This is a genomic window from Paraburkholderia caffeinilytica (assembly GCF_051027425.1).
GTDB lineage: Bacteria > Pseudomonadota > Gammaproteobacteria > Burkholderiales > Burkholderiaceae > Paraburkholderia > Paraburkholderia caffeinilytica_A.
This window is the reverse complement of the sequence record NZ_CP186552.1, coordinates 1,076,275-1,097,543: the sequence shown is the minus strand read 5'-3', so window position 1 is coordinate 1,097,543 and position 21,269 is coordinate 1,076,275. Positions and strand designations below refer to the sequence as shown.

Genomic DNA, 21,269 nt, shown 5'->3' with positions numbered 1-21,269 from the left:
AGCCAGATGATAAAAAAACGGGTCGCTCGAAGCGACCCGTTTTTTATTCAACGCGCGTATTCAGATCAGCCTCGGCCAACGCATGCTTACGCGAATCCGCATCACACGCCGAACGAATGCCTGCTCGTATTCACGTCGAGCGCTGAACGCTGAACACCGAACACCGAACACCGCCTCATCATGCGTATATCGCAGGCAATCCGCCCTCACATCGGCGACACCAGCTTGAAGTCCACCGGCGAATCGATCTCGATACGCTTCGGATTCGCCTCAAGCAATCCGCTCTGCTGATCGCGCTTGAACACATACACCGTGCCGCTATTCTGATTGCCGACGATCAGCCAGTTGCCGGTCGGGTCGATCGCGAATTCACGCGGCGACTTGCCGAGACTCGACTGGTGCCCGATCTTCTTCAGATGACCATTGGCGGGGTCGACCGAGAAGATCACGATATCGTTCGCGTCGCCGCGATTCGATGCGTAGAGGAAGCGCCCGTCCGGCGACAGATGAATCGCCGCAGCGCCTACCGCGCCCTTGAAACCCGGCTCGGACAGCGAGATCGTCTGCACTTGCGTGAGCTTGCCGTCGGCGTAGTTGAACGTGCTGACCGTAGCGGCCAGTTCGCTCGTCAGATATGCATGCTTGCCGTCCGCGCCGAACACCAGGTGACGCGGGCCCGTGCCGGCTTTCTCCTGGGTGTAACGCCAGTCAGTCGGGCCGAACAGGCCGCGGCTGCCGTCCGGTGTATAGCGGTATGAATACAGCTTGTCGGCGCCCAGGTCCTGCGCGAACAGATAGTGGCCGTCCGGCGAGAATACGGTGGAGTGAACGTGCGAGTTGTCCTGACGCCCCTTCACCGGACCACCGCCTTCATGATGCACCGTGAGCACCGACGCACCCACCTGGCCATCCGCCTGCAACGGGAACACGGCAAAGCTGCCGCCCGGATCGGCGGCCACCGAGTAATTGGCCGTCAGCAGATATTTGCCGTCCGGCGACAGGCTCAGATAACACGGGTCGTTGCCGTCCGACGAAACCTTGTTGAGAAAAGTCAGCTGGCCGCTCGCGGCGTCGAAACGAAATGCGCTGATACCGCCACGCTGCGTCGCCGGACCGTTGTCGCCTGGCAATTCGTTGACCGCGTAGACGAAGCGCCGGTCACGGCTCACCACCAGGTACGACGGGTTGACCGTCTGCGCGACCGACACGCGGGTCGCTTCGCCCGTCTTCGTATCGAATCGGTAGACGTACACGCCCTCGCTCTTGCCGCCGGTGTACGTGCCGACCAGCATGTCATAGACGCCGTCGGCGGGAACCGGGCCGGAATCTTGCGCAAACGCATGCGAAGCAACAATCGAGACCATGAGCACGAAACCTTTTATTATCGAGCGGGCGGAACGCACTGGAACTGGCCGCGCGCCGCGCCATGAGGTGGATTGAGCAGCAGAAGGTAGAAGAGAGTTCGAAACGGCGTGCATGGCAGCCCGGTGACTACGAAGCATATGACCTCCTGGACATCGGTTATTCGGTTGATCCGGTTGTAATGGTGTCTCTGGTCTGCCGCGCAATCGGTCTAATTGTTTTATCGAGGCAAGTATAAAAGCGTTGCGGCGGATCATGCAGCGAAACCGGCCGGGCCGCGTAGGTCGGGGCGCAGTCGGCTAGCCTGCGTCGCCGGCCCGCGCCCGGTTGGGTCGCAACAAGCCAAGCCGTGTTCGGCTGCATGCGTAGCAATTGTCCCGCCTGACGGGGTGTTTTTTCAACCGCGTCTCACCCATCTCACACTACGGAGTCTTCATGAACGTCACACTCAGCCTGGGCCCGCTTGTTTCGCTGATCGCCGGTATTCTGATTCTCGTCATGCCGCGCCTGTTGAACTACATCGTCGCGCTCTATCTGATCATCATCGGCATCATTGGGATCTTCGGCATGGGGGCGTCACATTTCTAGGCGGCAGGAGTCAGCGATAGAAAAAGCTGCAAGGGACGCACGGCCGGGTGCGGCACGAACCCGGCGCCGTCCCGAGTGAACGCGGACAGGCGTCGCGGGCAACGGCGCGAGTATCGAATCGACCGCGGCTGTGGCTGTGGCTGTGGCTGTGGCTGTGGCTGTGCAACGGATAACACGGCAAAGCCGCGAAACTGAAGGGCGAAGCAAAGCAAGGAAGCAGCGCAGCAAAACGTCGCGCGCGACAAAAACGCGTCAGACGCAAGCTAACTGCGCAACAGACGCGCGCGACGCAAGCCCGTGCAACGGACGATCAGACGATCAGCCGTTCGAAAGCTGCTCCAACCGCAAACGCCCCTGCAACGACAACCCGCCGACGGCATAATGTCCGTCACCCTCCTGATGACGCCGGAAGCAGGCCCGTTCGATCAGAAAGGCCAGCGCGGTCTGCATGCCGTTGCGGCTCAGACCCAGCCTGCCATGTTCGAGCGGCAGCATCGAATCGTCGGCCAATTCGCTGGCGGCGGAGAGAATAGTGATGCAATCGGATTTCGACGGGTTCAGCATCGCTTGGGTCCTCGAAGACGGTATCTGCATACGTCATGGACAAGGCCGAGGCATGATCCGGAGAGTTCCGCGCATCGGCATGAAAGAGGATTGTAGGCAGTGATTTGACAATTACCAACTCGCATTTAGCCTCATTGCGCGCTGAACCAAAATGCATTGTGCGAGTCCGGTAAAAACAGCGCCCCTAACCGGCCCCCAGCGCGGCGGTCTTCGCCTCGCGTAAAACTGACACGCTCCTCCATGCCCGCACTCATCGAAGACTACGCGCTCATCGGCGACGGCCACACGGCCGCGCTCATCTCCCGGGACGGTTCCGTCGACTGGCTCTGCTGGCCGCGCTTCGACTCCGGCGCCTGCTTCGCCGCCCTGCTCGGCACGCCCGACAACGGCCGCTGGCTGATCTCGCCGGTCTCGGATACGCCGCCCACGATCACGCGCCGCTATCGTGGCGAAACGCTGATCCTGGAAACCGATTTCGAAACACCGGAAGGCGCGGTCACGCTGATCGACTTCATGCCGCCTGGCAACGGCTGGTCGGAGATGGTGCGGATCGTGGTCGGCAAACGCGGCACCGTGCGCATGCAGATGGAGCTGGTGCTGCGCTTCGACTATGGTTTTTCGATTCCGTGGGTGGATCGTCTGAAGCACGACAGCGGCATCAAGGCGATCGTCGGCCCGGACACCGCAGTGCTGCGCACGCCGGTCGAGTTGCGCGGCGAGAACATGAAGACCGTCTCGGAATTCACGGTAAGCGAAGGCGAACGCGTGCCGTTTTCGCTCGCTTATGCGGCCTCGCATCTGCGTATTCCGCCAGGACGCGATCCGCATACGTCACTCGCTCGCACCGAGAATCACTGGCTCGAGTGGTCGGCGCGCAGCACCGTCGAAGGTAAATGGGCCGCGCAGATCCGCCGCTCGCTGATTACGCTGAAGGCGCTCGCCTACGAGCCGACCGGCGGCATCGTCGCCGCGCCCACCACGTCATTGCCGGAACAACTGGGCGGCACGCGCAACTGGGACTACCGCTACTGCTGGCTGCGCGACGCCACCATCACGCTGCTCGCAATGATGCGCGGCGGCTATTACGACGAAGCACGCGCGTGGCGCACCTGGCTGGGCCGCGTGATGGCCGGCGCGCCGGACCAGTTGCAGATCATGTACGGGATCGCCGGCGAGCGGCGTCTGCCCGAATTCGAAATCGACTGGCTGCCGGGCTATCAGGACGCCAAACCCGTGCGGATCGGCAACAACGCGGTCGGCCAGCGCCAACTCGACGTCTACGGCGAAGTGATGAACGCGCTGCATCTCGCGCGCGTCGGCGGCCTGCAGGCGGACGACACCGCGTGGAACGTGCAGCGCGCGCTGCTCGGCCACCTCGACACGATCTGGGAAGAACCGGACGAAGGCATCTGGGAGACGCGCGGCGGCCGCCAGCACTTCACTTTCTCGAAAGTGATGGCGTGGGTCGCCTACGACCGCGCCATCCGGTCCGCCGAAATGTTCAAGCTGGAAGGCCCGCTCGACGAATGGCGCGCAACCCGCACGAAAATCCACGCGGAAGTCTGCGCGAAGGCGTGGAATCCGGCGCTCAACGCGTTCTCCCAGTCCTACGGCAGCGATCAGCTCGACGCGAGCGTACTGCTGATGCCGCTGGTCGGCTTCCTCCCGCCGACGGACCCGCGCGTCAAGGGCACGGTGGCGGCAATCGAAAAGGACCTGATGCACGACGGCTTCGTGATGCGCTACCGCACCACCGAATACGACGACGGTCTGCCGCCCGGCGAAGGCACCTTCCTCGCCTGTTCGTTCTGGATGGTGGACAACCTGGCGCTGCAAGGCCGAATCGACGAAGCTGTCGCCATGTACGAGCGGCTGCTCGGCCTCTGCAATGACGTCGGTCTGCTCGCGGAAGAGTACGATCCGGGCGCGAAACGCCTGGTCGGTAATTTTCCGCAAGCGTTTTCGCATGTGGCGCTGGTGCACACCGGCCTGAACCTGATGAAGCATGAACAGGCGATGGCTCAGGCGACCGGGCAGCCGCCCCATAACGGCACCATGGCGGAAGAACTTGAGGCTGCGGCAACCCCCGATAGCGGCGCGGCAGCATCGCCAGTACCATGATTCAATGACAGTTTGCGCGTAGCCCGCGCGCAAATTGCTGCATTGCACAAGTAGGCTTTGTTCAGTATCATCAATCAGATTGTTGGCCGAAAATCAATGCGCCCACAACCAATACGGCCTGCCGCAACGCCACACGCGTGTTTGCCAAGCCCCATGCGAACCGCCTAAACGGAGCACCCATGCTCTACCAATTGCACGAATTCCAGCGGGCGATGTTGAGCCCTCTCACCGCCTGGGCCCAGGCCGCGTCGAAATCGTTCGCGAATCCCGCCAGTCCATTGGCCTACGTGCCCGGTGCCACACGCCTGTCCGCCGGCTACGAACTGCTTTACCGGCTCGGCAAGGATTACGAAAAGCCCGAGTTCAACCTTCATCAGATTGTCAAAGACGGTCACAACATTCCGATCATCGAACAAACGATTATCGAAAAGCCGTTTTGCCGCCTGATGCGCTTCAAGCGTTTCGCAGACGACAGCGACGCTGTTACCCAATTGAAAGATGAGCCGATCGTGCTCGTGTGCGCGCCGTTGTCGGGCCACCACGCCACGCTGCTGCGCGACACCGTGCGCACGTTGCTGCAAGACCACAAGGTCTACCTGACCGACTGGATCGACGCACGCATGGTGCCGCTCGAAGAAGGCGAGTTTCATCTCGACGACTACGTCGCCTACATTCAGGAATTCATCCGCCACATCGGCGCAAAGAATCTGCACGTGATCTCGGTGTGTCAGCCCACCGTGCCGGTGCTCGCCGCCATTTCGCTGATGGCGAGCCGCGGCGAAGACACACCGCGCACCATGACGATGATGGGTGGCCCGATCGACGCGCGCAAGAGCCCGACCTCGGTCAACTCGCTCGCCACGCAGCATTCGCATGGGTGGTTCGAAAACAACGTGATCTTCACGGTGCCGCCGAACTATCCGGGCGTGGGCCGTAAGGTTTACCCGGGCTTCCTGCAACACACCGGCTTCGTCGCGATGAACCCGGAGCGTCACGCAGCTTCGCACTGGGACTTCTACCAGAGCCTCCTGCGCGGCGACGAAGACGACGCGGAAGCACATCGCCGCTTCTACGACGAGTACAACGCCGTACTCGACATGGACGCAGACTATTACCTCGACACGATTCGCGTGGTGTTCCAGGAATTCAATCTGGCCGACGGCACGTGGGACGTCGCGGGCGAACGGGTACGTCCGCAGGACATCAGGAAGACCGCGCTCTTCACGATCGAAGGCGAGCTGGACGATATCTCCGGCGACGGTCAAACGTTCGCGGCACATGATCTGTGCACCGGCATTCCGGAGAAGGACAAGCGTCACTTCACCGCGGAAAAATGCGGCCACTATGGCATTTTCTCGGGCCGCCGCTGGCGCACCATCATCTATCCGCAGCTGCGCGACTTCATCCTCGAGCACAACAAGGCGCCCAGGGTAGCGAAGGAAAAAGTCGAAGCCTGAGCACCGCGCGCAGACACAAACAACGGCCTCTTTTTCAGAGGCCGTTGTTGTTTCCAACGCTTCTTTATCGTCGCTGCGCCGCCCCGCGCTGCGGCTTACTTCCGCAACAGATAGGCGAGCAGCAACTCGGTGTTCATCTGGATCACTTCACTGCGTTCGCTCGCACTACTGAAATCGCGACCGAGTGTCGCTTCGAGCGTGAAGCGATTCGACACGATGTAGTAGCCCATGCCGGACAGCGTCACGTAAAAGCGCAGCGGATCGACATTGGTGCGAAACAGCCCCGCGCGTTGACCACGTTCGAGAATGCCGCCGAGCGTAGCGACGATCGGTGAGATCATTTCGCGGATGCGCGTCGACTTCTGCATGTAGCGTGCCTCATGCAGATTCTCGTTGTTAACAAGACGCAATAACTCGGGATGATCGCGGTAGTAATCCCAAACAAAATGCGCAAGGCGAGTGACAGCCTCGACCGGTGCGACACCGTTCAGTTCGAGCGTTCGTTCCGCTTCATTGAGCGCGCTGAATGCGTGCTCGAGTACCGCAGTGAAAAGCTGCTCCTTGCTACCGAAGTAGTAATAGAGCATGCGTTCATTAGTTTCCGCGCGGCGGGCGATCTGATCGACGCGCGCGCCGAACAACCCTCCATTTGCAAACTCTTCGGCCGCCGCAAGCAGAATGCGGCGCCGCGTGCCTTCAGGATCTCTTTTGATTTTCGGCTGATTCATGGTGGCATCGTCTTCGTGAGCCGCGTTATCCGGATCGCGCCGCCGGCCTCTCCTCGGGCCTTGCACCGACAGCACTGAACGGGCTGGTTGGGGGAACACCCTTATGCGGTCTTTCGAAAAAGCGCTTCGATTATGGCACATGGATTGCGGATGGCAATTGGGGAAATCGGCGATAATGTGCTATTTAGTTCAAGCTACGCGGCCGCAAGGCAAGCACTAACGTTGTGACCGTGATCGACTCCAAAACACTCGCAGACCGTATCGAGGATCTGCTGCCCCAAACGCAATGCACCAAGTGCGGCTATCCGGCTTGCCGTCCTTATGCCGAGGCCGTCGCCAGTGGCGAAGCCGACTACAACCAGTGCCCGCCGGGTGGCGCCGAAGGTATTGCACGCCTCGCCGCACTGCTCGGCAAACCTGTCATTCCGCTCAATTCCGCCAACGGAGTCGAAAGACCGCGTCCGTTGGCGGTTATCGACGAACAGGTTTGCATCGGCTGCACGTTGTGCATGCAAGCCTGTCCGGTCGATGCAATAGTTGGCGCACCGAAACAGATGCATACGGTGATTGCCGAGCGCTGTACCGGTTGCGACCTGTGTGTGCCCCCCTGCCCGGTCGACTGCATTGCCATGCCGCCGGTCACGGGTGAGGCAAGCGGCTGGGACGCGTGGAGCCAAAGCCAGGCCAACGCCGCGCGCGAACACCACAACCGGCGCGAGGCCCGCCTCGCACGCGAACGCGCCGCAGCCGAAGCCCGTGCTGCAGCGCGGCGAGCGGCCGGCAACACGCCCGCTCAAACGACGGAAACCAGTGCCCAGGCAACATCCAACGCGCCCGCCGCAGACGACGCCGAAGCGAAGAAACGCGCGATCATCCAGGCCGCGCTCGAGCGTGCCCGTCAAAAGAAAGAAGAGTTGGCCGCCAAGGGTCAGGGGCCGCAAAACACGGAACACGTCAGCGCCGACGTGCAGGCGCAGATCGACGCCGCCGAAGCACGCCGCCGCCGTCTCGGACTCGCCGCGGGTAACACCGTGGGTAAAACCGCGGGTAACACCGATATTCCGCCAACGAAGCGCTAACCTTTAACTCTACGCCGCGCATGAACGCGAACAAACGCCGCGCCATCTACGAGACGCTTCAGAGTCTCAACCCGCATCCCACAACCGAGCTCGAATACACCACACCGTTCGAACTGCTGATTGCCGTGCTGCTGTCGGCGCAGGCCACCGACGTGTCGGTGAACAAGGCGATGCGCAAGATGTTCCCCGTCGCGAACACGCCGCAGAAGGTCTTCGATCTCGGCGAAGAAGGCGTGGTCGGCTACATCAAGACAATTGGCCTGTATCGGACCAAGGCAAAGAATGTGATCGCAACCTGCCGCATTCTGCTCGACCAGTACGGCGGTGAAGTGCCTGAGGATCGTGAAGCGCTCGAAAGCTTGCCGGGGGTCGGCCGTAAAACGGCGAACGTGATCCTGAACACGGCGTTCGGTCATCCGACTATCGCGGTCGATACGCACATCTTTCGGGTTGCGAATCGAACGGGGCTCGCGCCAGGCAAAGACGTGCGCACGGTCGAAACAGCGCTGGAGAAATTCACGCCCGCCGAGTTCAAGCAGGACGCCCACCACTGGCTGATTCTGCACGGCCGCTATGTGTGCAAGGCGCGTCGGCCGGAATGCTGGCATTGCGCGATCGAGCCATTGTGCGAATTCCGGCCGAAGACACCGCCGCCGGATCTTTGAACGAGGTCGAGCGAAGTTGAGCGAGGGGCGCTAAGGCGAGCGCCGCACATGAGCACGTTTGCTTGAAACGTGACGGCCGCGATGTCGCCAACCTGAGCCTCCCGGCTCGCCTGCATGCACCGCCGTCAGCAGGCCACCTGGCCGCGGCGTAAAATACCGCCCTACACACACGCCCCACACTAACCGCACCGCTCCCACGATGTTCAATCCCAGCCGCGACGAAGTCCGCCAATTTTTCACCGACACCTGGCGCAAACAGCGTCAAGGCGAGATCCTGACGCCGCTCGAAGCAATCGCCGCCGACTGGATCGTCGAGCATCCGGAATATCACGCCGATCTAACCAACCCGGAAGCCGCCCAGACGCAGGACTACTCGCCCGAACGCGGCCAGACCAACCCGTTCCTGCATCTGTCGATGCATCTGGCGATCACCGAACAATTGTCGATCGACCAGCCGCCGGGCATCCGCGCAGCACACGAGCGGCTTGCCGCCCGGCTCGGCTCGACCCACGAGGCCCAGCACGCGATCATGGATTGCCTCGGCGAAACCATCTGGGAAGCGCAGCGCACCGGCACCCCGCCGGACACGGACGCCTATCTGCAGCGCATCGAGCGGCGCGCCACACGCGACTGAACCCCAAAAGCACGACACCCCGCCGAAGCGGGGTGTCGTTGAATCCGAAAACAGCGCAAAAACAGCGCGACGCTATTACTTCTTCTGCACCAGATCGCCGTTCAGCGATTCGACATAGGCCGCGAGATCCTTCATGTCGCTCGGCGACAGGCTTTGCACCTGCGCCTGCATGATCGCATTGTTGCGGCCGAGGTGCGGGTTGCCGTTGCCCATCTGGTACTGACGCAGCGCCCAGTAGACGTAGTCGGCGTGCTGACCGGCAAGCTTCGGATATTCCGGGCTCACCGGCTTGTTCAGGTTGGCGCCATGGCACGCCGCGCAGTTGTGGCTGTCTGCCAGCACCTTGCCGTTGCCGGCGTCAGCGGCGTACGCGCCGTTCGCTGCAACCAGACCGATCAGTGCCGCCGACGCGCATGCAGCCTTGAACACCGTGTGGAGTGCCTGTTGGGGCTTATTCATGAATTCTCCTATCCCGCGAATATAAATAACCGAGTGACTGGATGGATGATCGCAGCCGATCACTTGTCGGGATTGCTTTTCGAAGATGAATTTTGCGCTGCGTAGTAGGCAGCGATGTCGGCGATGTCCTGATCCGACAGCGACGCGGTGATCGCGCGCATCGTTTCGAAGTGGCGGTCGCCCTTCTTGTAGCCATGCAGGGCATTCTCGAGGTACGCCTGATTCTGGCCGCCGAGCATGGGCACGCGGTAGACCTCAGGGTAAGCCGTGCGGTATTCAGGGATGCCGTGGCAGCCAATACACATCGCGACCTTGCCTTGACCCACCTTCGGGTTGCCGACGACATCCGCTGCCTGCGCACTGGCCGTATAGCCCGCGAGCACCGACAGCGCTGCGATCACGACGTGTTTGCCGACGAATTTATTCATAGCATGTAACCTGGCATGAGGGGAAACGGGCGCCCAAAAAAGGCAACGACCCGCGCCGTTCTTCTTATAGGGTAGCCACGCAGGCCAAAAAAATCGGGCTAATTGTACCGCGACGCCGCGCCGAACGTCCACAGCGCGGGGCAGCAGCGCATCCGGGCGCCGCAAAGCCACGGCTAGCGCCGTTTTTGCTCCGCCGCGCCGGTTCCGCATGGCTTTGTGCCGCCCGCTGCGCTTCGTCCGTCTTGCGTCCGTCTTGCCCGCGACGCCTGGCGGGCCCGCCCACCGGGCGCGCCAGGCGAGCGTACGGGCCGCTCACGCGTGCCGGATGCGCGCTCATCGCGTCGTCCGGCACCGCGGGTCACACCTTACGCGAGCCCGTTTCAGCCCAACAGGCCTTCTGACTTATACTGGGTTTTTTCCCAAAAAAGAGCATCTTGCCATGCGTTTTGAAGGCTCATCGCAGTACGTCGCCACCGACGACCTCAAGCTCGCGGTCAACGCCGCGATGACGCTGAAGCGCCCGCTGCTCATCAAGGGCGAGCCCGGCACCGGCAAAACCATGCTCGCCGAAGAGGTCGCCGCCGCGCTCGGCATGCCGCTGCTGCAATGGCATATCAAATCCACCACCAAGGCCCAGCAAGGCCTGTACGAGTACGACGCGGTCTCGCGCCTGCGCGATTCGCAGCTCGGCGACGAGCGCGTCAAGGACATCCGCAATTACATCGTGAAGGGCGTGTTGTGGCAGGCGTTCGAGTCGGAGGAGCAAACGGTGCTTCTGATCGACGAGATCGACAAGGCCGACATCGAATTCCCGAACGACCTGCTGCGCGAACTCGACCGCATGGAGTTCTACGTGTACGAGACCCACGAGCTGATCCGCGCCAAAAAACGCCCGCTCGTGATCATCACGTCGAACAACGAGAAGGAACTGCCCGACGCGTTCCTGCGCCGCTGCTTTTTCCACTACATCAAATTCCCCGACCCGGTGACGATGCAGCAGATCGTCGAGGTGCACTATCCCGGCATCAAGAAGGAATTGCTCGCCGCGGCAATGCAGAGCTTCTTCGAGTTGCGCAATGTTGCCGGTCTGAAGAAGAAACCGTCCACGTCAGAGCTGCTCGACTGGCTGAAGCTGCTGCTCGCCGAGGACATTCCGCCCGAAGCGCTGCGCTCGTCCGACCAGAAGCAGATCATCCCGCCGCTGCACGGCGCGCTCCTGAAGAACGAGCAGGACGTGAGCCTGTTCGAACGGCTGATCTTCATGAACCGCAATAACCGCTGAAACACGGACACTGTTGAAACGCGTTGATACCCGGCTGATGCGCGCCCCGCGCCGCACCCCCGCCGTGAAGGACACAGCATGCTGATCGACTTCTTCTACTCGCTGCGCGCGGCCAAACTGCCGGTGTCGGTGAAGGAATACCTGACGCTGCTCGAGGCGCTGAAAGCCAATGTGATCGCGCCGTCGCTCGATGACTTTTACTATCTCGCGCGCATCACGCTGGTCAAGGACGAGCAGTATTTCGACAAGTTCGACCAGGCGTTCGGCGCGTATTTCAACGGCGTCGCGCAAGCCTCGGAGCTCGCCTTCGACATCCCGCTCGACTGGCTCAAGAAGAAGCTGCAACGCGATCTGTCGCCCGAAGAAAAAGCGCAGATCGAAGCGATGGGTGGTCTCGACAAGCTGATGGAGCGCCTGAAGGAACTGTTCGACGAACAGAAAGAGCGCCACGAAGGCGGCAACAAGTGGATCGGCACGGGCGGCACCTCGCCGTTCGGCAACGGTGGCTATAACCCCGAGGGCGTGCGCATCGGCGGCGACGCGGCGGGCAATCGCACGGCGGTGAAGGTGTGGGAAGCGCGCGCCTATCGCGATTACGACGACCAGGTCGAAATCGGCACGCGCAACATCAAGATCGCGCTGCGCCGCCTGCGCCGTTTCGCGCGCGAAGGCGCCGCCGAAGAACTCGATCTGCCCGACACGATCCGCAGCACCGCCGCGAACGCCGGCTGGCTCGACCTGAAGATGGTGCCGGAGCGGCACAACAAGGTGAAAGTGCTGATGCTGCTCGACGTGGGCGGCTCGATGGACGATCACATCAAGCGCACCGAAGAGCTCTTTTCCGCCGCCAAGGCCGAATTCAAGCATCTCGAGTTCTATTACTTCCACAACTGCGTGTACGACTTCTTGTGGAAGAATAATCGCCGCCGTCACGCCGAGCGCATGCCGACGTGGGACGTGCTGCACAAGTTCACGCCCGACTACAAGCTGATTTTTGTCGGCGATGCGACCATGAGCCCGTACGAAGTGCTGCAACCGGGCGGCTCGGTCGAGTACAACAACCCCGAAGCCGGCGCCGTGTGGCTGCGCCGGCTGGCCGATCATTTTCCGCATCATGCGTGGCTGAATCCGGAGCCGGAAGGTTTGTGGGCATACCGGCAATCGGTGAGCGCGATCCGGGAAGTGCTCGGTCACCGCATGTATCCGCTCACGCTCGCCGGACTCGAAACGGCGATGCGTATGCTGAGCAAGTAATCAGATCGCGTTTTTCTCCAACTATAAGAAAGCTTCTGCATGAGTCCGTCTTCATCGCCCGAGTTGTCCCCTGCCGATACCGATACGCACATCGGGCGTCTCAATCCCTTCACCGACACCTCGCTGTCCGCCCTCGTCGCCGGTTTCGTCGCGATGATGACGGGCTACACCAGCGCGCTCGTACTGATGTTTCAGGCCGGACAGGCCGCGCATCTCACCGACGCGCAGATTTCGTCCTGGATCTGGGCGCTGTCGATCGGCATGGCTGTCTGCACCATTGGCCTCTCGCTGCGCTTTCGCGCGCCCATCGTGATCGCCTGGTCGACGCCCGGCGCGGCGCTGCTGGTGTCGTCGCTGCCGCATGTGGCCTACCCTGAGGCAATCGGCGCGTTCATCGTCTGCGCGGTGTTGCTGACGGTGGTCGGCCTGACCGGCTGGTTCGACACGCTGATGAAGAAAATCCCGGCGGGCATCGCCTCGGCGTTGCTGGCGGGCATTCTGTTCGAGATCGGCATCGAGATTTTCCGCGCGGCGCAATTCCAGACCGCGCTCGTGCTGACCATGTTCTTCACCTACCTGATCGTCAAACGCCTCGCGCCGCGTTACGCGATCGTGACGACGCTGATCGTCGGCACGATCGCCGCCGGCGGTCTCGGGCTGCTCGATTTCAGCCGCTTTCACGTCGCGCTCGCACATCCGGTGTTCACGATGCCGGTATTTTCGGTCGCGGCGAGCATCAGCATCGGCATTCCGCTGTTCGTGGTGGCGATGGCGTCGCAAAACGTGCCGGGCATCGCCGTGCTGCGCGCGGACGGCTACACCACGCCGTCCGCGCCGCTGATTTCGACAACGGGCATCGCCTCGCTGCTGCTCGCGCCGTTCGGCTCGCACGGCATCAATCTTGCGGCGATTACGGCGGCGATCTGCACCGGCCCCGAAGCACACGAAAATCGCGACAAGCGTTACACCGCGGCGGTCTGGTGCGGTATTTTCTATCTGATCGCCGGGATTTTCGGTGCAACCATCGCCGCGCTGTTCGCCGCCTTGCCGAAGGCCCTGGTGGTCTCCGTCGCGGCGCTGGCGCTGTTCGGCTCGATCATGAGCGGCCTTGCCAACTCGATGCAGGACCTGAAGCAGCGCGAAGCGGCGCTGGTGACGTTCATGGTGACGGCCTCCGGCCTCACCTTGCTGTCGATCGGCTCGGCGTTCTGGGGGCTGGTGGCGGGCGTGCTGACGCAATTGGTGCTGAACGCCCGGCGCGGCTGAATCGCCACCCAAAATCCCTGTGAACGGATCGCCGGGAGCAAGTGTCAACACTGCATCAGACGATCCGCCATAGAATAGAAGCATCCGGCAGCGCTTTCCGTCAAAATTCCCCGGCAACATGGCGGGCAGACGCTGCAGCGTGACCCGCGGCCGCCGGAACGGTTTGGTCTGTTCCGTCCGGCGGCGATCTCATTTCTCCTGAACCACGGCGCACGCGCGCCATGAAGGCTCGAACATGACAACCGCACTCGATCAACTCAAGCAATTCACCACCGTCGTGGCCGATACCGGCGACTTCCAGCAGCTTGCCCAGTACAAGCCGCAGGACGCGACCACCAATCCGTCGCTGATTCTGAAGGCCGTCCAGAAAGACGACTACAAGCCGCTGCTCGAAAAGACCGTGAAAGCGCACGCGTCGAAGCCGGTCGGCGCGATCATCGACCAGTTGCTGATCGCGTTCGGCACCGAAATTCTCAAGATCATCCCGGGCCGCGTGTCGACCGAAGTGGATGCGCGCCTGTCGTTCGACACCGAAGCGTCGATCGCCAAGGGCCGCGAACTGATCGCCCTGTACAAAGACCACGGCATCGGCCGCGAGCGCGTGCTGATCAAGCTGGCCTCCACGTGGGAAGGCGTCCGCGCGGCTGAAGTGCTGCAGAAGGAAGGCATCCACTGCAACATGACGCTGCTGTTCTCGCTCGCACAAGCCGCCGCTTGTGCCGAAGCGGGCGCGCAACTGATTTCGCCGTTCGTCGGCCGCATTTACGACTGGTACAAGAAGAACGCCGGCAGCGCGTGGGACGAAGCGAAAGACGGCGGCGCCAACGATCCGGGCGTCAAATCGGTGCGCCGAATTTACGCGTACTACAAGAAATTCGGCTACAAGACCGAGGTGATGGGCGCGAGCTTCCGCACACCGGGTCAGATTCTGGAACTGGCCGGCTGCGATCTGCTGACCATCAGCCCGGATCTGCTGCAAAAGCTTCAGGACAGCACGGAGAAGGTCGAGCGCAAACTGTCGCCTGAATTGGGCAAGGATGCGGACATCGAACGCGTGCCGGTCGACGAATCGTCGTTCCGTTTCCTCGTCAACGACGAAGCCATGGCGACCGAAAAACTCGCTGAAGGCATCCGTGCGTTCGCCGCGGACGCGGTCAAGCTGGAAAAGCTGATCGAAGCGCTGCGTTAAAGCCCGCTGCGGTACAGCCTGAACACGCTGTCAGGCATGCGGCCCTGAGCCATTCCGGTTCAGGGCCGCTTGGCGTTTACCCGGCTGCTGGATGGGAGGTGCGCGACTGCCTTCTGCCTTCTGCCTTCTGCCTTCTGCCGTCTGCCGTCTGCCGTCTGCCGTCTGCCGTCTGCCGTCTGCCGTCCGCCGTCCGCCGTCCGCCGTCCGCCGTCCGCCGTCCGCTGTCGACACAATGTCACAATCGCTGCTCCAGCAGACGACTACAATCGTCTCCACGCCCGCTCCTCGCCGCCATTTGCCGAGGGAACGCGGCGCCGCTGATCCTATTCCAGGAGACGATCATGTACGTTCAGCCTTATGTATTTTTCAACGGCCGCTGTGAAGAAGCGCTCAAGTACTACACCGAGAAGCTCGGCGCCGAGGTAGTGCTACTGATGCGCTACAAGGACGCGCCGCCCAACCCCGACCCGCAGAACCAGCCACGGCCCGGTCTGGAAGAAAAGATCATGCACGCCACGATCAAGCTCGGCTCGACCAACTGGATGGCGTCCGACGGCCAATGCGACCCCCAGGCCGGTTCGATGAACGGTTTCAGCCTCTCGCTCACAGCCGACGACGCCGCATCGGCCGAAAAATACTTCAATGCGCTCGCCGATGGCGGACAGGTCAACCTGCCCTTTCAGGCCACCTTCTGGAGCAAAGGCTTCGGCATGGTGGTGGACCGCTTCGGTCTCGGCTGGATGGTGTCGGTTCCGGAAGAGTAAGCCGGTCGCATGTGGCCGGTCGGATGACCGTGGTTGCAGCGGCGGCCGGTCCAGAAAATCCAGCAGAAAGTGCGCCGCCCTGACTGCTCCGCTCTAAGCCTTCAGCAAAGTCCGCGAATGCCGCTCGATGTTCCAGTTCGGCTCGGTCTCCAGTAGCAAGGTGCGCAGCCGGTCTACCTGTTCCGCAAGCCGCTGCCCGAGCCAATACGGCCCTTGCAGGTCGGGCGGCAAGTCAAGCGCCGCGCCGGCGCGCGCTTCCGCAAGCGGCGACGCTGCCGGAATGCCGAAGTGCGTCGCGTGGCCAAAGCGCAGACCGCGCGCCATCGCCAGCAGAAGGCCGCGCACGGCGTGCACCTCGACGCCGCACTCCCGCGCATACGCAGCGCGCGCCGCGGCATCGGCGCGCATCAGCGGACCGGTCGCCAGCAGTTCCAGCGAACTGAGCACCGACCGATGCAGCCGCTGGATCTCTTCGAGCCGCGTCTGCGGCACATCGATCTCCTTCGCCACCGAAGGCATCAGCGAGCGCAACTGCACCAGCCGTTTGTTGATCGCGAGGAAGCGTTTGACCTGTTCCTCCTCGCCGATCGTTTCGCCTTCCAGCAAACGGGTGTAAATCCGCGCACAGTCGCGCAGATTGGCGGCAATCCCATAGCGCCACGAATACGTCGCGTGCAGCGGCAACGCGAACGAAAACGCCAGCGCGATCACAATGCCGATCAGCACGTTCAGCGTGCGCCATAGACCGACGTCGATCAGATTATCGCCATGACCCGCGACGATGCACATCGTGATCGCCGTCAGCAGGCCGATATACCCCGACGATCCAATCGCGAACCACGCGCAGATCCCCGCGACGATCGACATCAGCACATAGGTGAGCGGCAGCGACCCGGTCAGATTCTGCGTCAGGATGAGCAGAAGCCCGATCACCGCGCCGAGCAGCGTTCCCGCCGCCCGGTCGGCGGCCTTCTTACGGATGTTGCCGTGATGCTGCAAACCGCCGATCACCACCAGCAGGGTCACCGACGACCAGATGCCGTGCGGAATGTTGATCCCGGTGGTCGCAAGAATCGACACCAGCATCGCGACGCCGACGCGCAAGCTGTGCAGCACCTTCGCGTGGCGATAGCGGTAGTACGGCGACGTGATCGTTCGCACCATGCGGCTAATGGCCGAGCGGCGGACAACGACACGGGGGGAATCAGCAGAAGCCATGGCTCGCGCGACGGACGCTGTGAAGGACGGTTCCGCTATCGTGCCCTGGAGTGCCCCGGAAAGACAAACGCCCGCAAACTTTTGTCCGCGGGCGTTGCTTTTTCAGGTGAGATGGAACGGCCGGCTTAGCCTTCGACGGCGTCCAGATAGTCTTCCGGACGGGTGCGGTCCTCGGCGCGCTGCATGCCGAACATCCGAACCAGCAGGCTCACCACCACCGACACCACCAGGTTGACGATCAGCGACCACACCGCCGCATAGCCCGGAATCGCCATGCCGAACAGGTGAATCGTGAAGATCGAGCCCGCCAGCTTCAGCGAAATCGCCATCCACGTGCCGGTTGCGATGCCGACCGCCCAGCCGATCAGCAGGCCACGATAGTCGAGCACACGCGTGTACAGCCCCAGCACGATGGCCGGCAGCGTCTGGATGATCCAGATGCCGCCCAGCAGTTGAAGCTGGATCGCGTATGTAAGCGGCAGACCGAGAATGAACGCGACCGCGCCGACCTTGACGATCAGCGACACCAGCTTCGCGACGTTGGTCTCCTGCTCATGCGACATGTTCCGGTTCACGAACTCCTTGTGGATGTTGCGCGTGTACAGGTTCGCTGCCGCGATCGACATGATCGCCGCCGGCACCAGCGCGCCGATACCGATCGCCGCGAAAGCCACGCCGACGAACCACGACGGGAAGAAGTGCAGGAACAGCGCCGGCACCGCGAAGTTCGGGCCGAACGCCTTGAAGTACGGCGCGAATTCCGGCATGTCCTTCACGCCCGACGCCAGCGCCATGAAGCCCAGCAGCGCGAGCAGGCCGAGCACCAGCGAGTAGGCCGGCAGCATCGCCATGTTGCGGCGGATCGTGTTACCCGACTTCGACGACAGCACCGCGGTGATCGAGTGCGGGTACAGGAACAGCGCGAGCGCCGAGCCGACCGCAAGCGTCGCGTACGCGCTGTAGCCGTTCAGGCTCGACACGTCCGGCGCCTTCAGCAGCAGCTTGGCAGGCGGCACCACGCTGAAGATATGGCCGAAACCGCCCAGTTGCGGCGGAATCATGATGATCGCGGCAAAGATCACGATGTAGATCAACACGTCCTTGACGACCGCGATCATGGCCGGCGCGCGCAGGCCCGACGTGTACGTATAAGCCGCTAGGATCGCGAACGCGATGATCAGCGGCAGATCGCCGACGAAGCCCTTGGTGTCGAAACCCAGGGCGCCGATCACCACTTCGATCCCGACCAGTTGCAGCGCGATGTACGGCATCGTCGCGACAATGCCGGTCACGGCGATCGCCAGCGCCAGCATGCGGCTGCCATAGCGAGCGGAGACGAAGTCGGCCGATGTCACATAGCCCTGGCGTTTGGCGATGCTCCACAGTTTCGGGAACACGACGAACGCGAACGGATAGATCAGGATCGTGTACGGCAGCGCGAAGAAACCGGTTGCGCCCGCACCGAACACCAGCGCCGGCACGGCGATGAAGGTGTAGGCGGTGTACAGATCGCCGCCCAGCAGGAACCATGTGACGATGGTGCCGAAGCGCCGGCCGCCGAGGCCCCACTCTTCCAGATGCGCCAGATCGCCCTTGCGCCAGTGGGCCGCGACAAAGCCGAGAATGGTGACGCCGATGAAAAACAGGACGAAGACGAAAGTTGCGGTGGCGTTCATTATTGTGCGCCCCCCTGCGAGCTGCCCGTCGAGCGGGTCTTGGTCTTGAAGTACACGAGCGCCGTGATGATCGCGCTGATCAGCACCCAGAGGAGCTGATACCAGTAGAAGAACGGGAAATCGAACAACTGAGGTTCGACCTTGTTATATGACGGCACCCAGATCATCGCGATCCAGGGCAACAGCAGCAACCAGAGCCAGTGCTTGCTGGCCTTGTTCGCGTCGGCGTCGTGAGCCATGACGTCTCCTCTTCCCTATTATTGAAATGTTGGCCCGTGTGTGGACGGGTGGTGGATCCCGGCGGATGGCCGCCCCGCGGTTGGCCGCCCCACGAGGGGTCGCCCCGCGGATGCCCACGGGCGCCCCGAAAGCTTCGAAAGAGTATAGGAGCCGCGAACGTGCGGTCAAGCAGGGAGGACCCGAGGCGGGACGGCGGTTGTGAGGCTGGCAGGACGGGGTTTTGACGCGAGCGGGACACTGTTTCAACGCACGGCGGGGCGGTTCGCGGCGACAGCGGGCCGGAATCTGGGTAGCCTATGCCGGGCTCGTGCGTGGGATCTCGTGCGTGGGATCTCGTGCGTGGGATCGTGAGCGGAAAGCGGATGGCCGTACGATGCGCGCTGGGTGGTGACTTGGCGGACCGTCGCGTGGACGCAACGGCTGTGGTTCTTTCAGCTTTCGGTCTTGCCGCGGTCGAGCCGGCTTGCCCGGCCCGACCGCGTCACTCGTCAGACCGAGAAAGAACTGCCGTTCTGCCCGGTCGATTCCTGCAGCCCCTTGATCCACTTGCGCGCCGGCAAGCCGAGTTCCGCTTCGATCAGCTTCGCGCGCGCTTGCAGCGTCGTGAACGGCACGTCGAGCGCCGGCCCCGAGAAGGCGATCGCGATGCGGTTGCCGTCATGCACTTCCGGCAGCGCGACCACGCGGCCGTCGAACGCTTCGTTGAGACGCTTCATGTTGCGCACGAAGCTCGGATGATCGCCGAACAGGTTCACCGTCACCACGCCGGCGTCGGTCAGACACGCGCGCACCGCACGATAGAAGCCGACGCTGTCGAGCACCGGACCACGCGCGGTGGCGTCGTAGACGTCGATCTGCAACGCGCCGATCGTGCCATGGTTGGCGCGGTCGTTGACGAAGTCCCATGCGTCCATTTCGTGCACGGTCAGACGGGCGTCGTCGTGCGGCAGGTCGAACATCGTGCGGGCGGCCACCACGACTGCCGGGTTCAGCTCGACCGCCTCGACTTTGGCGCGCGTCAGGAAACGGTATGCAAACTTGGTCAGTGCCGCGGCCCCGAGCCCGAGCTGAACAATACGCTTCGGTGTTTCGATGAACAGCAGCCAGGCCATCATCTGCTGCGCGTACTCGAGTTCGATGTGATCCGGCTTGCGCAGACGCATCGCGCCTTGCACCCATTCCGTGCCGAAGTGCAGGAAGCGCACACCGCCCTCTTCCGAGAACGTGACCGGTGCGAAACGCGGCTTGCGCGGCGCTTCGATTTGCGGCGCGTCGTGCAGGTCGTCGTGCAGCGCGCGCTTTTTGTTGCGCAATGCTTTCTGTTTGTGCAGCGTGCTGTCGCCCGCGTCAGCGTCTTTGTTGCGGAACGCACGTGCTTCAGCCGAGGCGCGCTTGATCAATTTCGTCATGTAAGGATGTCGCGCCAGAGACGCAATTTTTGGTCGAACGAGAGCATAGCATTCGCCGGACTCGACGAAGGCAATACGAGGGTGGCGTAATACGGCGGTAGCTTAACCGGCCTTGCCGATCACCGGCGCGAAGCGGCCCGCCGTCTTGACGTTGAAGCAGACTTTAGCAAGCTTCGGCGCCGGGACACGCAGCGAGGCGAAATATCAGCGCCTGGATGGACCGCCCCAGCGGTCCGCTTGAGCGACTAATCAGATCGCAGCTTTCAGCAGTTCCAACGGAACCTCGACGCGCATTTTGACAGTCGAGGGCGTGAGCTCACGTTCAGACAGGCAGTTGAGCCACACTTGCTTTGGAATGGCCCTATAGAAGCGCTTTTGGCCACTTTCAAGAAAGTCGGCCAGCTCTACGACGTCTCCCGGATAGAGGAGCGCTGCGACTTCCTGCGCTTCGCCTCGGTCGACGACAGCGGCAGCAGTGCATTGAAGATAAAGGCAGCGCAGGTTGTTAGTCCCGCGTTTGCGTGTTGAGTCAAAGAGAGTGAGGAAGACTCGTGGATTCTTCTCAATATTCTGCGAGTGGACCGCCTTGACCCATGATGACCAGTAGAGGCTCAGGTCTCTACTCCTCGCGGCCCAAACCGGGGTATTCCACGGTTGCCCATCGCTCTCGGTTGCGACGTTGAAATACGGCTGGCCATTCAACAACTCGACGGCTCGTGCGACGAGGTCCGCATTCGTATGGTCGGTCATGGTGGCTCTCCTACAACCAAACTATCAATAGCCGAACGCTAACGTCTGGTTATATGCGATAGATGTGAGACCCAAACGCGCGTGCTTCCCCTTGATTTTGTTTTGACTCCATCCTACTGCAAAGCGATATTCCATC

The 21,269-nt window shown here is 62.2% G+C and carries 21 protein-coding genes and 1 pseudogene; 11 read left to right on the top strand and 11 right to left on the bottom strand.

Annotation, left to right across the window (positions count from 1 at the left end; genetic code table 11):
• Window positions 1-206 precede the first annotated feature (206 nt).
• Window positions 207-1,502 (bottom strand): lactonase family protein, encoded by a 1,296-nt coding sequence (locus ACOSV0_RS04800; RefSeq protein ID WP_434109075.1) that lies wholly within the window; start codon window positions 1,500-1,502, stop codon window positions 207-209.
• 295 nt (window positions 1,503-1,797) lie between these two features.
• Here ACOSV0_RS04800 and ACOSV0_RS04795 point away from each other — a divergent pair, with 295 nt between their 5' ends.
• Complete coding sequence (locus tag ACOSV0_RS04795) at window positions 1,798-1,950, top strand: DUF3096 domain-containing protein (RefSeq protein ID WP_172168609.1); 153 nt, start codon at window positions 1,798-1,800, stop codon at window positions 1,948-1,950.
• A gap of 318 nt (window positions 1,951-2,268) precedes the next feature.
• Here the strand turns inward: ACOSV0_RS04795 and ACOSV0_RS04790 are convergent, their stop codons facing one another.
• Window positions 2,269-2,514 carry a hypothetical protein gene (locus ACOSV0_RS04790; RefSeq protein WP_434109074.1) on the bottom strand — a complete coding sequence of 82 codons (246 nt, stop codon included), beginning with the start codon at window positions 2,512-2,514 and terminating at the stop codon, window positions 2,269-2,271.
• A 240-nt stretch (window positions 2,515-2,754) separates the two neighbouring features.
• Between ACOSV0_RS04790 and ACOSV0_RS04785 the strand changes: the two genes are divergently transcribed.
• The gene (locus ACOSV0_RS04785) at window positions 2,755-4,635 is read left to right on the top strand and encodes a glycoside hydrolase family 15 protein (protein ID WP_434109073.1); all 1,881 of its coding nucleotides are present in this window, start codon (window positions 2,755-2,757) and stop codon (window positions 4,633-4,635) included.
• 179 nt (window positions 4,636-4,814) lie between these two features.
• Window positions 4,815-6,092 carry a polyhydroxyalkanoate depolymerase gene (locus ACOSV0_RS04780; protein ID WP_434109071.1) on the top strand — a complete coding sequence of 426 codons (1,278 nt, stop codon included), beginning with the start codon at window positions 4,815-4,817 and terminating at the stop codon, window positions 6,090-6,092.
• Between the two features lie 95 nt (window positions 6,093-6,187).
• On the opposite strand, the gene ACOSV0_RS04775 is transcribed toward ACOSV0_RS04780, so the two are convergent.
• Window positions 6,188-6,820: a TetR/AcrR family transcriptional regulator gene (locus ACOSV0_RS04775; protein WP_169486666.1), complete on the bottom strand. Its 633-nt coding sequence runs from the start codon at window positions 6,818-6,820 to the stop codon at window positions 6,188-6,190.
• 230 nt (window positions 6,821-7,050) lie between these two features.
• Here ACOSV0_RS04775 and rsxB point away from each other — a divergent pair, with 230 nt between their 5' ends.
• From rsxB to ACOSV0_RS04760, 3 genes are all read left to right on the top strand, one after another.
• A complete protein-coding gene (rsxB, locus tag ACOSV0_RS04770; RefSeq protein ID WP_434109069.1) occupies window positions 7,051-7,899 on the top strand; it encodes an electron transport complex subunit RsxB in 849 nt (282 codons plus the stop codon).
• Window positions 7,900-7,919: 20 nt separating this feature from the next.
• Complete coding sequence (gene nth, locus ACOSV0_RS04765; RefSeq protein ID WP_434109067.1) at window positions 7,920-8,564, top strand: endonuclease III; 645 nt, start codon at window positions 7,920-7,922, stop codon at window positions 8,562-8,564.
• A 199-nt stretch (window positions 8,565-8,763) separates the two neighbouring features.
• Window positions 8,764-9,198, top strand: coding sequence for a DUF1841 family protein (locus ACOSV0_RS04760; RefSeq protein ID WP_408213732.1), 435 nt, complete (start codon window positions 8,764-8,766; stop codon window positions 9,196-9,198).
• 75 nt (window positions 9,199-9,273) lie between these two features.
• Here ACOSV0_RS04760 and ACOSV0_RS04755 read toward each other — a convergent pair whose 3' ends face one another.
• Together ACOSV0_RS04755 and ACOSV0_RS04750 are read right to left on the bottom strand one after the other, a co-directional pair.
• Entirely contained in the window at window positions 9,274-9,657 is a 384-nt protein-coding gene (locus ACOSV0_RS04755) for a c-type cytochrome (protein ID WP_434109066.1), read from the bottom strand.
• Between the two features lie 59 nt (window positions 9,658-9,716).
• Window positions 9,717-10,085, bottom strand: coding sequence for a c-type cytochrome (locus ACOSV0_RS04750; protein WP_434109065.1), 369 nt, complete (start codon window positions 10,083-10,085; stop codon window positions 9,717-9,719).
• Window positions 10,086-10,524: 439 nt separating this feature from the next.
• Here ACOSV0_RS04750 and ACOSV0_RS04745 point away from each other — a divergent pair, with 439 nt between their 5' ends.
• From ACOSV0_RS04745 to ACOSV0_RS04725, 5 genes are all read left to right on the top strand, one after another.
• On the top strand, window positions 10,525-11,367 hold the full coding sequence (locus ACOSV0_RS04745; protein WP_054035023.1) for an AAA family ATPase: 843 nt from the start codon (window positions 10,525-10,527) through the stop codon (window positions 11,365-11,367).
• A gap of 78 nt (window positions 11,368-11,445) precedes the next feature.
• A complete protein-coding gene (locus tag ACOSV0_RS04740; RefSeq protein ID WP_434109064.1) occupies window positions 11,446-12,621 on the top strand; it encodes a vWA domain-containing protein in 1,176 nt (391 codons plus the stop codon).
• Between the two features lie 39 nt (window positions 12,622-12,660).
• A complete protein-coding gene (locus ACOSV0_RS04735; protein WP_434109062.1) occupies window positions 12,661-13,887 on the top strand; it encodes a benzoate/H(+) symporter BenE family transporter in 1,227 nt (408 codons plus the stop codon).
• Between the two features lie 235 nt (window positions 13,888-14,122).
• On the top strand, window positions 14,123-15,076 hold the full coding sequence (gene tal / locus ACOSV0_RS04730) for a transaldolase (protein ID WP_434109061.1): 954 nt from the start codon (window positions 14,123-14,125) through the stop codon (window positions 15,074-15,076).
• A 341-nt stretch (window positions 15,077-15,417) separates the two neighbouring features.
• The gene (locus ACOSV0_RS04725; protein ID WP_434109060.1) at window positions 15,418-15,840 is read left to right on the top strand and encodes a VOC family protein; all 423 of its coding nucleotides are present in this window, start codon (window positions 15,418-15,420) and stop codon (window positions 15,838-15,840) included.
• A 93-nt stretch (window positions 15,841-15,933) separates the two neighbouring features.
• On the opposite strand, the gene ACOSV0_RS04720 is transcribed toward ACOSV0_RS04725, so the two are convergent.
• The 6 genes and pseudogenes from ACOSV0_RS04720 to ACOSV0_RS04695 all read right to left on the bottom strand — a co-directional run bounded on the left by ACOSV0_RS04720 (window position 15,934) and on the right by ACOSV0_RS04695 (window position 21,133).
• A complete protein-coding gene (locus tag ACOSV0_RS04720; protein WP_434109059.1) occupies window positions 15,934-17,058 on the bottom strand; it encodes an FUSC family protein in 1,125 nt (374 codons plus the stop codon).
• 125 nt (window positions 17,059-17,183) lie between these two features.
• A complete protein-coding gene (gene mctP, locus ACOSV0_RS04715) occupies window positions 17,184-18,734 on the bottom strand; it encodes a monocarboxylate uptake permease MctP (RefSeq protein ID WP_434109058.1) in 1,551 nt (516 codons plus the stop codon).
• The gene (locus ACOSV0_RS04710) at window positions 18,734-18,973 is read right to left on the bottom strand and encodes a DUF3311 domain-containing protein (protein ID WP_175052778.1); all 240 of its coding nucleotides are present in this window, start codon (window positions 18,971-18,973) and stop codon (window positions 18,734-18,736) included. Before ACOSV0_RS04710 ends, mctP begins: the two co-directional genes overlap by 1 nt.
• A 489-nt stretch (window positions 18,974-19,462) precedes the next feature.
• Window positions 19,463-20,383, bottom strand: a complete 921-nt coding sequence (locus tag ACOSV0_RS04705) for a spermidine synthase (RefSeq protein ID WP_434109056.1) — start codon at window positions 20,381-20,383, stop codon at window positions 19,463-19,465.
• Window positions 20,380-20,584: pseudogene (locus ACOSV0_RS04700) on the bottom strand (DNA-deoxyinosine glycosylase); the annotation flags it as partial. The gene ACOSV0_RS04705 and the pseudogene ACOSV0_RS04700, both read right to left, overlap by 4 nt.
• 48 nt (window positions 20,585-20,632) lie before the next feature.
• A complete protein-coding gene (locus ACOSV0_RS04695; RefSeq protein WP_434109055.1) occupies window positions 20,633-21,133 on the bottom strand; it encodes a pyridoxamine 5'-phosphate oxidase family protein in 501 nt (166 codons plus the stop codon).
• Window positions 21,134-21,269: the final 136 nt, after the last annotated feature.